Source organism: Saprospiraceae bacterium (genome assembly GCA_016717265.1).
Classification (GTDB): Bacteria; Bacteroidota; Bacteroidia; order Chitinophagales; family Saprospiraceae; genus Vicinibacter.
In genome coordinates, this window is record JADKFX010000001.1 from 2,349,409 (window position 1) to 2,362,256 (window position 12,848).

General features: G+C 34.7%; 12 protein-coding genes. All 12 read right to left on the bottom strand.

Annotated features, from left to right (window positions below):
• Position 1 precedes the first annotated feature (1 nt).
• Positions 2–1,120 carry a hypothetical protein gene (locus IPO86_09010; GenBank protein MBK9728241.1) on the bottom strand — a complete coding sequence of 373 codons (1,119 nt, stop codon included), beginning with the start codon at positions 1,118–1,120 and terminating at the stop codon, positions 2–4.
• 613 nt (positions 1,121–1,733) lie between these two features.
• The gene (locus tag IPO86_09015) at positions 1,734–3,209 is read right to left on the bottom strand and encodes a pyruvate kinase (protein MBK9728242.1); all 1,476 of its coding nucleotides are present in this window, start codon (positions 3,207–3,209) and stop codon (positions 1,734–1,736) included.
• Positions 3,210–3,926: 717 nt separating this feature from the next.
• Entirely contained in the window at positions 3,927–4,898 is a 972-nt protein-coding gene (locus tag IPO86_09020; GenBank protein MBK9728243.1) for an ankyrin repeat domain-containing protein, read from the bottom strand.
• Positions 4,899–5,734: 836 nt separating this feature from the next.
• Entirely contained in the window at positions 5,735–6,226 is a 492-nt protein-coding gene (locus tag IPO86_09025; GenBank protein MBK9728244.1) for an SgcJ/EcaC family oxidoreductase, read from the bottom strand.
• A 4-nt stretch (positions 6,227–6,230) separates the two neighbouring features.
• Entirely contained in the window at positions 6,231–7,109 is an 879-nt protein-coding gene (locus IPO86_09030) for an NmrA/HSCARG family protein (protein MBK9728245.1), read from the bottom strand.
• Positions 7,110–7,225: 116 nt separating this feature from the next.
• The gene (locus tag IPO86_09035; protein MBK9728246.1) at positions 7,226–7,807 is read right to left on the bottom strand and encodes a Crp/Fnr family transcriptional regulator; all 582 of its coding nucleotides are present in this window, start codon (positions 7,805–7,807) and stop codon (positions 7,226–7,228) included.
• Positions 7,808–8,661: 854 nt separating this feature from the next.
• A complete protein-coding gene (locus tag IPO86_09040) occupies positions 8,662–9,087 on the bottom strand; it encodes a DUF1801 domain-containing protein (GenBank protein MBK9728247.1) in 426 nt (141 codons plus the stop codon).
• Between the two features lie 3 nt (positions 9,088–9,090).
• The gene (locus tag IPO86_09045; GenBank protein ID MBK9728248.1) at positions 9,091–9,663 is read right to left on the bottom strand and encodes a dihydrofolate reductase family protein; all 573 of its coding nucleotides are present in this window, start codon (positions 9,661–9,663) and stop codon (positions 9,091–9,093) included.
• A gap of 162 nt (positions 9,664–9,825) precedes the next feature.
• The gene (locus IPO86_09050) at positions 9,826–10,641 is read right to left on the bottom strand and encodes a tetratricopeptide repeat protein (protein ID MBK9728249.1); all 816 of its coding nucleotides are present in this window, start codon (positions 10,639–10,641) and stop codon (positions 9,826–9,828) included.
• Positions 10,642–10,709: 68 nt separating this feature from the next.
• Positions 10,710–10,895, bottom strand: a complete 186-nt coding sequence (locus IPO86_09055) for a type II toxin-antitoxin system HicA family toxin (GenBank protein MBK9728250.1) — start codon at positions 10,893–10,895, stop codon at positions 10,710–10,712.
• Between the two features lie 104 nt (positions 10,896–10,999).
• The gene (locus IPO86_09060; GenBank protein ID MBK9728251.1) at positions 11,000–11,569 is read right to left on the bottom strand and encodes a hypothetical protein; all 570 of its coding nucleotides are present in this window, start codon (positions 11,567–11,569) and stop codon (positions 11,000–11,002) included.
• A gap of 405 nt (positions 11,570–11,974) precedes the next feature.
• Complete coding sequence (locus IPO86_09065; protein MBK9728252.1) at positions 11,975–12,652, bottom strand: hypothetical protein; 678 nt, start codon at positions 12,650–12,652, stop codon at positions 11,975–11,977.
• Positions 12,653–12,848 lie beyond the last annotated feature (196 nt).

A 12,848-nucleotide genomic window follows, 5' to 3' on the forward strand; every position in this document is an offset into this window, starting at 1 on the left:
ATTAATTTAATTTTAACCAATTATTTACAGCAAGTTTATATTTATTGTGCGTTTCAATGTATGATTTTTTATGTTGTTCGTTTTTTCTTTCAGGGGGTATTATGTCCAATGTTTCTTGAATTTTAATCATTGCTGGTTTAAATTCTTTAGAATAATTTTTAAACTGTTCTTCTAAAACACGACACACAAGTTCAATATCAGATACACCTAACTCAAGATTATAGGGGTCGTCAAGTGATTTTCCAACTCTAATATTTAAAACTTTTAGGCTGGATTGTATAGGTTGAATAAATTTTTCTGGGTGTTCCATTTTATTTCCATCCAGGAATGCGTAGACAAAATAGGTAGGGTCATCATATACATAAATTTCTTCCAGGTTCTTTTGACCTAGAATGTCTATTAAGTCCTGTTCCCAATTTTCAAAAGATTTTATTTTAACTGTGGCAGCTTCTCGTTGTGTTTTATCGTTTTTAGGATGTGCAAATTTTAATAAGCCTGTTATTGTTGATTCGTTATAATTTGCAATAGATTCTAAAGTAGCTTTATAATCAGAAAGCTTTTCTGTCTTATGATTTTTTTCTAATTGAATGCCATTTAAACGTTGCTGTACCCAGAACTTTCCAAAAGTATAAAGTATACCTATGGCAATTATTTGACTGACAAAGAAACCAGCCTGAATGAGGAATTTTACCCAAAAAGGTGCAAATCCACTTAAGCTCTGGACATTTATGAGATATACACTCGGAATGAGCAGTAATAGAGGTAACCAAAAATAAACTCTACTTCGAATAAACCAAGTCATAAATTGTGGAAATTCGCTTCCTATAATTTTAGTATGGTATTCTAAGCTCCAGATAAGAGCAAATACAAATGATATCCAGCCTAAGAAAACCAACCAATTCCGATATTTCATGATGGATGGAGGAAACCAATCAAAGCAATGGTTTAGGTTCATATTCCAAACCAAAAGACCTGTAGAAATAATGAAACCCGCCAAATAGATAAGCCAGGCAAAGGAATACCCAACACCATAATCTCCACCTGGCATCGGTTTAAGCAAAAGATTGACAAGGAAGCCATAAATGATAATGACTAAAACGAATAGTATGTTTCCAAGCATTGAATTTTTAATTTTAATGAATGGGTCAGTTTGGATGTACGGATAAGTAAACTGGAATTTCTTTTAGTTTTATCGAATATTAAAGTGTGAAAATACTAAAGTTTAGATTACTATTTGTAAAATATAATTTATAAAATCCCCACCATATGATAGGAATAGTTTGGCAGTGTGTATTATTTTATCTGAAGCTGTATCTTTAAATAATTTAAACCCGTCTAAGTCTTTTGAATTCATTTTAACCTGAAATATATCAAAGTTTTTTTGGAGTGTAAAATCTAATATTTAAATTTTAGCGAAAGCTTTTAAACGCTTAGTATATTAAGGCAAAGTTTGTTATTGTATTCAAGTAAAATTAAATTGCGTACTCTCTTTACTTAAGTAAAAATTACTAAATTCACAAAACTGATTGCAGATCACAGATTGTGGCGCTTCTGTGAATAAATTCCGCTGACTTGTCCAGCTTTAGCGGGATTGCAAATTTGCAGTGATGCGGTTCTTGATTTTTTGAAACCCGGGCATCAAAGTTGTTGATTATAAGCACTATTGATTAAAGCGTTGAATATTGAAAGCTAATGGCATGGTTGCATAGAAGTTTAAGCAATTCAACGAATGACTAAGCGTTTTTTACTGGTGCGGTATGATGCATAAAATGTGCTGCGATATTTAACGGTCGCATGCTGTATCTCTTTTTATGTCGATGACCACTACTTTTATTAAGTATTTTCTTTAGTAATTGTATCGTATCAATTATGAAATCTCCTTTATTAAGCATAACACATTCTGCTTTGGCAGCATGTGCAGCATCCGTTACTTCGCTTCGGGTTGCAATGCCCGTTTTGCTGAATGTTTCAAGAACCTGTGTAGCCCAAATGACTGGTGTATTGGAAGCTTCGCAAATCCATAAAATCTCATCCTGTATTTCGCTTAGTCTTTCAAAACCGATTTCGACTGCCAGGTCGCCTCGTGCTATCATGACACCGAATGTTTCTTCTGTCATAGCTTCAAGGAGTATTGACGGTAGGTTTATTACGGCTTCTGGAGTTTCTATTTTTAAAATAAGCTTCGGGCTGTTTTTATATTTTTTAAATGTGTCTTTTATTATTTTGAGATCGGAAGGGGTTCGTAAAAAACTGCATCCGGCAAGGTCAGCGTTTGAAGCAATAAATGGAATAGCTTTTAAATCTGCGTCCGAAAGAACAGGTAAATTAAGTGTTGAATCTGGCAGATTTAATCCTTTATCTTTTTTCAAAAAAGGTTTATTAGATGAAATCCTTGTAATCTTTAAATATTGTTTCCCTTTTTTTATTTTTACAATTCCTTCAAACTTTCCGTCATCTATAATGATTCTTTCGCCTTCCTTTAAAATGGAAATAACTCCATATTCATAACAAGATATAACTTTTTGATTTTGTCTTACTTTAGCTCCTGATTCCAGGAGTAGAATTTCTTGCCCCAGAGCTATTTTAAGTTTCCCATTTTCTTTTCCTTTACCCGGTAAGTCAACCCGCATTTTAGGACCTGCTATATCCATATATATTTTACAGGCACAGCCACTTTTTTCACAAGCATGGTGTATTGTTTCAATCAGCACTTCCCAGTTTTTCTCATTTCCATGTGCGCAGTTTATCCGTGCAATATTCATCCCAGCTTTAAGTAAAGCCATTATTAAATTTACATCCTTCTCAAAGGAGGTATCAAGGGTTACCATAATGTGTGGTATTGAAGGCTCCTTTTTGAAACCAAATAAATCGGTTGTCCGTTTATTCAAAGTGTTTTGTGCAGCAAAATAATCAAAATCCGATATCTCCTTATTTATTATAGTTGCACCGATCCTTTGTCTGATAGATTGAATTTGCTTTAAAATATGACTTTCTGAACTTGCTAAACTGGATAAACCGGCTTGATGTAAATTATCTTGCAACAAACGAACATCTTCATTTCTTAATGCAAGATATTGAACGAGGTTAACAGCGCTTTTTTGCTGAGAAATGTGACGCGACGAAATCAGCTTTTTGCGAGTTAACGCTGCAATGCTTATTTTTTTTTCAAGTAGTTGCATATCTTTTTGTAGCTGTTTAAGGTTTTTCATAGAATAATAATATTCTTGCAAACTTAATGTACCCCGCATGGATATTAAGTGATAATTATCAGCTTTGTGAAAATTTATTAATTATTTAATATCATGTAAGGATGCTCCCCGGAAACATTTTTTTAAAAAAGGAACTTTTCTTCGTTTGGCAATTGTTTTTCGTGTTAGACCTTTTAAACTCCTTGCGATTATTTTCTTAATTCGTTTCTGTATTGTTAGTGGATGTTGACAAACTCCATTTTATATGTTCGTTTTTCGACAAGATTTGCAAAATTGAATACTATGTTGAATGGAGTTCGTTGTGACCCCGAAATTTATAGTTTAATCAAGTTTTTTGCAAACTCCAGCTCCACATCTTTCTTTTCCAACTTGTCTTTTATAGAGGGAATAATTATATGATTAGGGATTAAACCCCTGTCTGGATATGGATATCCTTTTACTGCCATTGTATAGTTCATTAAAGGTATTTCAACACTTACTTTTGTATTTGGGAGAAAATATTCTGGTGTGGGGCCGGAGCAATTTCCATAATATCCACCTCCACTTTCTTCCGATTATGCATAACACGAGATGATTCGTAGGACAGCCGTTTAGGCTAGTTTGTTTTCATAGTCATTGTTGGGCATTCGTATCTTATCAATATAAGTTAAACATTTAAAGTCCATTGAACTTTAAAACAGCTCCTGGGTATTATTTTGAGATGCTTTTACCTTTTATTCATTTTAAGAGTGATTTTAGGCGCTCAAAATCCTCCATTTTACCATAAGGATTCGCTGTAAAGTTTTTATCAGCCTCCTTTATAATATCCCTGAAAGTAACTCCAGAGGAAGTCTTGAAATTTGGGTCTGCTCCATGTTCTAATAGCACTACACATACCCCCCAACGCTCCCTTTTGGCAGCATTGAAAAGTGGCGATACCGGACCCTCTTCATTATTCATTACTGCTGTTACATCCGTTTTTGCACCGAATTCCAACAATAGCTTCACCGTGGCCTCTGGTTCTTTATAAGCACCTAAAGCTTCAAATAGGATATGATTTTCGAATGAATGGTGTATATCGTTTGCTGATGCCCCTTTTTCTAATAGCAGACGCAAAAGGGCAATTTTCCCACTTGAAGCTGCTGGAAAGTGTAGTTCGTAAGTCCGAACGCTATCCCATTTAGCTCCGGCATCGAACAAGAGTTGCAAGCACGCCAATTGTTTATCGGGTTTGTCGTTGCTATTGTCGGATTCTGAAATAGCAAATGCTAAAAATTCACCTTTTTTAACTTCGTCTGGGAATTTTTCCTGCATAGTGCGCCATTTCTCCAAATCCCCTTCCAGAAAAGTACGGGCTAATGCTTCGGTAGTTTTGTCTTCAAAAATGGGTTTTGCCGCTTCCATTGCGTGCCGTTTGATTCGTTGGTAGTCGCGCCATCTGGGGGTTACCAATAAAACGAGTACAAATACAGTGAGTACAACCACTACAGCAAAAGCAGCATATTTGCCATAGTGATTCGGTATTAAGTTGAGCACCAACAAAACTATCAGAGTAATAATAGCCAGTTGAAGAATACCTTTACCCATACCTTGTACTGCAGCGTCACCTCCTCCTTTATGGGAGAGTTCTTCTACAATGAGTAAAAAAGCTACAACCGCAATAACAGCAATCGCAATCCAGTTGAAAAGGGTAATGATTTTATAGAGCATGATTTTATAGAATTTGCTTATTTAGCAACAGTTATACTGAAAGTTAAATGGTTGAGTGCGATTTGTAAATGAAGGCTTTGCAGTTTTTCTTGTTTTACAACCACTTTGTGTTGATTATAAAAAATAAGTCCGCCAACTTGAACGGATCCAACTTTAACAAAGTTAAAGATTTTTTTTTATTCTCAATCACCTTTTTCAAAAAATTTACTATGCTGCTTAAGATCAATAATTACGATTTTTAATTCCCATTCAGGTCATCATAATTTAAAGATTTTGATGTTTTAAGAGAATCAGCTTTGTTGCAGGAATCCTAAGTTTTATTTGAAGCTCAATGGTTTTAAAACATTCGCTTTCTGGCCTGCGGCTACTTCCTAACGCATTTAGAAATCCGTATAAATAAATATTTAGTAGCGTAGAGGATTCAAAACTTGGTCGTCCTTCTTATTTAAAGTCTTGGTTTCGAATCCAAGTTTTAATAAATCTAATTGTTTTACAAATGCAACCCCGCCTGCAGTCGGGCAGGAATAAATCTAATTGGATTTTCTTGATCAATAGACTCTTCTAAAGAACTCATTTCAATTTTTAATCTTGGTATACTTATTATAGGATTCAGAATATAAATAAATACAAATCATAATTTATTTTACAAAGAAATTTACAAATTATTTTTACTAAGTTTTTTCACATCCTGGTGGTTGTCGAACTTGAGTTCGGGCGGGTTTTTAGCACTCACTTTGATACGAAGAACCGCAACCAAATTTACGTACAAAGCGTCAAGCAAAGCACGAAACCCCGCTTGACGCAAAACCGCTATTATAGGCTGCACGTCTCTTTGTTTATTTCATTTTGTTAAACATATATCGAGCAATTTTCCATTGTCCGTCCACTTTTTGAAGCACAAACAACTCACGGTTTTCTTCGGGAATGGTCTGCCCGTTTGAGTGAATTAGTGTTGTGCCTTTTGAAGTTGTCCTTGCAAATGCATAGTCGTCATTAACAACAATGTCATCAATAAAAAACTCAATGTGCAATTGAATGGTTTTAAACACGAACTCGTAAGAACCTTTAATTTGTTCTTGTCCAATTGCAGAAGGTGCGTTTGAAGGCATAAATACACCATCTTGAGTATAAAGAGCTAATACTTTAGAAACATCGGAAGTATTCAAAGCATCACGATAAGAGAAAAGCATTTTCTCTATGGCTTGTTTTTCTGTTGTTGCGTTCATTTCTGTTTTATTTTGATTGTTTGTTGTTGATTTATTTTCTGTTTGGTTCTGACAACTTACCATTAACAAAAACAAAAAAGTAGGAATTAGGATTTTTTTCATTCTATTAATTATTTTGATTTATCCATTCATTAAAAGATACGAATTTGTTGGTGGCAATATCTTTTGCCAATTCTATTTGTGTTTCGGGATTAGGTCCCATATAAGTATGTTTTTCAAAATACCCGAACATTTCGGCTAATTCTTTTGCTCCATCAAAAAACGTTGAAAACACTTCAGCGGGCACTTGCGTAAAGCTATATTCTTTACCATTGGCTTTATATACTTTAAGAATATCGTTAAAACTATTTAACTCTGTGGCTAATGCAAGGTAATTGCCATTTCCAGCTTTTTCCGGTTGTGAAAAAGCACCTGCAACTACCTTTCCCAAGTCATTTATATCCGCCATATGAATTACTTTTTTAGTAGGGTCAATTGGGAGTGTCCAACCAGTTGAGCCATCTTGTTTTGGCTGAGGACTGAGCATTCCAACAAAATTTTGATAATAAAATGGAGCTTGAACAAATGTTGAATACTTAAAACCAGCATTTTTTACCAAGTCATCTACTTTTGCTTTTCTTGTAAAGTGAGGAACTTCAAACGCTCCCTTGCTAATAATTTCTACATTTGGAAGTGTTGACCAAATAAAATGTACTATTCCCATTGCTTTTGCTGCTTCGATAGCATTTTTACCTTGAGCAATTTCGTCTGCACCTTCCCAAAAATTAGTTACTGCAAAAACTCCGTAAGCGTTGTTAAAAGCATCTTTTAATGATTGCAAATCGTTTAAATCACCTTTAACCACTTCGTTTGCATTTCCTGTGTACTTTTCTAGGTTGCGGGTTATTGCTCTCACATTATAAGTGCCTTGATTAACTAAAGCATTTACAACGCCATTACCTTGTGAACCGGAGGCTCCAATTACTACTATTGTCTTTTTGTCCATTTTTGATGTTTTTAAAAATTATTATTGTTTTAATTACAATGCAAAGATGAGACAAACTGAATTCTGTAGCCAATAAAAAAGTTTAAGAAATAATCTTAAACTATATTAAGGGTAAATTACTTTTTAGAAATGTTATTGCGGATTTTACTCAAAAACTCAGGCGTAATACCTAAGTAAGAAGCGATTTGGGTATTGGGTAGTCGGTTTGATAAATTCGGATATTGTTCCAAGTAAGTCTCGTAGCGTTCTTCTGCCGTAGAACTTATAGATTGCAAAACCCGATTTTGCAACTCAATAAATTTATCTTCTATTATTACTCTAAAATTTCTGTCAAACTTGGGGTAATTTGTGTACAAATACCATAAATTGTCTTTTGAAATTTGTAGAATTATGGATGGTTCTATTGCCTCTATATAAAGTCGGCTTGGCTTTTCGTTATGAAAACTGCCAATGTCTGCAATCCAGTCGTTTTCTGATGCAAATTGTATGTTGTTTTCTTTTCCGTTTTTGTCAACAGCATACATTTTAAAAAGCCCTGAAATAACAAAAGTGTAATATTTGCAAACATCATTTTCTTGAAGTATGAATTGTCTCCGCTTGATGTTTTTCTCAATTACACGATTGCTCAATTCCTTCCTTTCCGTGTCGTCAAGAGGTAGATAATTGTCAAAATGTAATATGAGTCTGTTTATGTTCATGGTGTCTTTTAGGGCTGCCGCTAAAGTATTTGAGATGGATGCAGGCAGAGCACTTTCGATGGCTGCCAAAATCAAAAACAGGAAGTCAAAAATACGACATTTTCTTTAATGAAAAATGGTTTACGCTGCTTACATTCATCTCCTGTGTGCGTTTTGAATGGCAAATAAACTGTTTAGCAGAAAACAGAATAAATCCAGAGATTGAAAAGCTCTTATACGCCGAGTAACGACAGGACGTGTCAGCAAACTGTAAGGTGGTATAAAAAGAATCAAGCGCTGATGCCCGCCTGACCGGACAGGCAGATAAACAGAACTGCAAAGATTGGTACCGACGATTCGTGAACGTAGTGAAGTTTCTGAAAGAAACCAAAAACATATTCATGTCTTTGACGAAGTGAAGAGCGAAGCGGTTGTATATGAGGCTCAATTCAATGGGTAATGTAACGCATCATGCAAACGACCCATGAAATTTTGAGATGAGTAGATAAAGCGGGAATTGATCGAAAGATATTTGCCTTACCGAAATGAAAGAACGAATCGAAGGAACCGGAAGGGGAGGGTAGAAGAAGGGGAGGATAGGCAATTACACAAAGTCCTATTCTTAAAACTACCAGCACAATCCAGCGCTTAAAACAACGAGGTTACATTTTATTATCAGATCAATAGCAGATGATCAATCTATGACTTTGCGAACCGCCGTATTCGCGACCCAAACGGGAGTCTATCCCGGAATGCGGGAATGGAGTGAGGGCGCAACCTGTTAACGTGATCTGGCAGGACCGTCCACTCAATTTGCGGTTCGTTGTTTATTTTCATTACTTGTTGATGTCATATGCTTGCTCAATCGTTGTCAGTTACATCGTATGTTTAACGCCGTCTAGAATTGCCGCTTCAAGCGTGTCAATACTTATGTCCTTCAGCGTTTTGAACTTAATGCAATAGCCCGTTACACTTGCCTTGCCTATTTTTTCACCGTAGGTTTCGGGCAAATACTTTTTGTCTTCAATGCCCATTATATAAACTGAAATTCCTGTCGTGTTTGCACTGATACCAATTTGATAAAACTCCTTAGTTTTTCCGTCAGCATATTTTATGGTTTGAATTCCATATCCTATATTAGGATTGGAAACAATTTTTCCTTTATCGTCTTTGCCGTCTAAGAACCATAATTTACAGTTTGGTAATGCTTGAAGTATGCGTTTATGCAACGCTTCAATATCAGCCCGTTTTGGTTCAGCTTGGCCGTCAATATACTTTTTGATTTGTTCTTGAATGTTCATTTATTATCTATCTACGGTGTAATTCAGTTCCGTTACCCCGCAAGTAAATTGTCGAGTCATAGGCAAAAGTTTAAGTTTTATTTTGTCTTTTATGTCTACAAACAATGGAATGCCTTGTCCTAGAATAATTGGATTAATAAATAGCCAGTAGCCATCAATTAAGTTTTGTTGAATTAGTGAATGTGTTGCTGTCGGACTTCCAAAAAGCAAGATGTCTTCACCCGCCTGTTGCTTTATTTCATTTATTCTGTCTGCAAGGTTGTCGTTAATAATTGTTGTGTTAGTCAAACCCGTTTCTTTCATTGTTTTTGATAAAACAACTTTTCGAACATTTTTATACCATTTTGAATGTTCAATGTCGTGCTTGGTCGCTGCCGGCTTGTCTGCTGCGGTAGGCCAATAACTTTCCATCAATTGATAAGTCACTCGTCCATATAATGAAGTGTCGCTTTTGCTTATCCGCTTACCTACATAGTCAAAAATTTCTTGGTCAGCTTTAATCCAGCTCATTTCTCCGTTTGGTCCTGCTACAAAGCCGTCAAGCGATATGTGCATAAATGAAATTACTTTTCTCAATGTCTTTTAGATTTTTGTTGTTTTGAATTGTTTGTCTGTTTTGTTTTTTGTCTATTGGTTAATGGTTGCACTGTTTATTAGAAGTTCAATTGCTCAATTAACCACTTCAGCCCTGCTTTTACCAAGCCAATATTAGCAAAGCCTTAGATTCATTTATGTATTTTATTTTGACTTTTTTTCGATTTCTATATATATAATTTTGTATTCGTCTCCTTTCAATTTGTTTCCCATCAAATAATATACATCACTGATGTATTTGTAAAATTTTACTAAATCCTTATGTCCTTCTCTACGTTGAATAATTTTATTTTTCAATGCGCTCTCAAAATAAACCAATGAAGTACTATAATCTGTTTTCTCCCGGTAAGTATTTCCCAGACCCACATAAGATTCAATAATTTCTGCACTTGTTAACCCAAAAATTTTTTCTCTGATTTTCATTGCTTTTAAATGAGCTTCAATTGATTTATCAAACTCCTTTTTGTTGCGGTGAACATTTCCTATGTTTCCATAACTTGTTGCAACTTCGGCATCGTTTGCTCCTAGTTTCAACAATCGAATGGCAAGGGCTTTGTAATGGCAAATTAAAGATAGGTCGTAATTTTCTTCTGCGTTATAAATTACACCTAAACTAATGTAAGTCATTGCAATTACCAGATTGTTTGTATCAAGTGAAGAAAGTCCCGTTGATAAACCCTTCTCTAAATAAGTCTTCGCTTGTTCATATTTGTCCTGTCTTGTAAGAATAATTCCTATTTGATTATATGCGCTTATAAATTTTTCAATGTTCCCAAGTGCTTGAAATTCGACAGATGCTTTTTCATAATAAATAATTGCACTATCTGGTTTAGAGTTTTTCTTAAAATCGTCTGCTATTCGAATGTAATCGTCAGCAATTGGATTATTTTGTCCATTCACAATGTAGATAGAAATCAACAAAAATAGAGCATGAGCAATAATGTTTTTTGTTGTTATCATAATTTTGGAAATTTTATTGTAATTATTTATGACTGTCTATTATTGTTATAAATTGTTTCATATTACTTTTATAGTCCTGCTTTTTTCAAAATACTAGTTTCTGTATCCTTTGGCAAATCTTTTGATCCATGAAATAGAATTAAAATGAATCCAGATATAGTTTCATGTTTGTATATTTTATGACTACCAGTTTGTCTAACAAAATACCAACCCTTCGTTCCAGTAAACTTTTCAAGTTCTAGGACCTTCCCAATACTAACGTAGCATAATAGCTAATATTTTAGAACGTGACAATCGATTTTTATGATTTCAAACATTTTCATAGAACAACGGAGTAACAGGACAAAGTGCCTTTTGCCTATTTAGAATTCTTCATTACGCCCAATCCGAGTTTCCCATATATAATTAGCATGATTAAATCTCCAGCAATATTGGCGGATGGCCCCACGATAATTCTACCAATCGGAAATAAAATAATGCCGATGATTAAGATAGCCATTGTAACCATACTAATAGTCTTAGCCTTGAATAAGGCTATACTTAATATAATTAAGCCAATCGGAAATGTCAATCCTATTTGCCGGCTTGTACTAAAAACGATGGGATGATGTACGGTCCTGTCAATTTCTGCACTTAATCCAACTTCATTCATAGCCCAGGCTACTCTTTCCAGACCCATAATTGTTTCCCCTACAAGGACTCCAAATGATGCAATAAGGGTCCCAATCAGTGCTAGTTTCGTAGCGTTCGATAAGTGATGTACTCCATGAATTAAGCCCAGGAAGGCATAAAATGAAAGAAATAGTAGTATGCTGGTGAACCAAAAATTTTTAGGATATTTAAAAAGCAAGGAGTTCGTATCAGCCAGGAGCATTAATAAAGGTGCTCCAATCATGGCAGCGCCTATCAATTTATTAATTTTATTCATGATTAATTTTTTTTTAGTTGTCACGAACGGACTCAGCTTGGAGCCGTGGCAGAATCAAAAATAGTGAATAAGTTTAATTTTATCATCATGTTTAGGAATCAGCTCTAAAAGTGTTGGAATAAACCAAAATCTAACACTGCAAAACGCCATGGTTCTAAGCTATTGTTGTCGCTCTGTAGCTAACCACTATAAGTGAAAGCAAAAATTGCAAGATTAGAAAAAATGCAATATTGACTAGTGAGCAATACTTAAATAATTTTTTTTTAATAGGCGATCATGCCAGTGTGTGAAAATACCAACTTATATTTATAAATCCAAAAAGCACTTCGTATAAGTTCATGTAAGGCATTTTAGCAGTTATAACACAGCCGCCATGTTGCCAACGTGTTGTGCGCTGGCTTTTTGTTATTTCTGTAACAGCAAATTTTTTAAATTAATCTTTCCGCAATGAATTTCTTTATCGTTAATTCTATAAAAAAGATTTTGCTCTTTTAAGTTAAGTCCCGTTCGCAATGTACCATCTACTCCTAGATTAAAAAGAGTTACGACATAAAAATTACTTGATTTATTTGGGTTAATAGTTCTTTTCAACGAAGACGATTTGTGAATACCATTATCTAAAAAAAATTCTAAATCTGTCAGGCCATAATTAAATAATGGTTCTTTATCAAGTGTCATTGTGTCGGTAGGAAGCAATATTCTAAAGTATCTTCCAGGTGAAGACGGAAGCTCATATGAATCTTTAGGAAAATTAATCGTAAATTCAAAAGGATTTACTGTTTCATTAATTATTCGAGTCCAAAATATAGCATAAACATATTCCTTACCATTAGGGTCAGTGTATTTTAATCCACCTCTTGGTAAGCTATTTTGTATTATTAGATTCATGCCGATAGAATCAGTATACTCATATTTAGTGTCAATATATTTTTCATTATAATTAGCCAATGATTTTTGACTTTGGATATTTTCTGTCGAATTCAAAGTTCCTGTATTAACGGTATCTGATGTTGATTTACTGCTTTGCCCACAGGAAAAAAATCCTGTTGTCGCCATAGCCAATATTATTATACTTTTTTTCATTTTTTTAAAGTTTGCGCATACATCGTGGCTATACAATATGTCAGCAAATTCGCCGTAAACGTTGGTTTAAAGCGAATTTGCCGTGGGCTAAGTTTGCTCAGCGAAGGTCTATTCACTGTTTTTAACTTGTAAGCTTCAAAGTATAAATTCCTGCCTGCTGGCCGCAGAGCAGGCAGGCGTATGATTGGTTTACTGA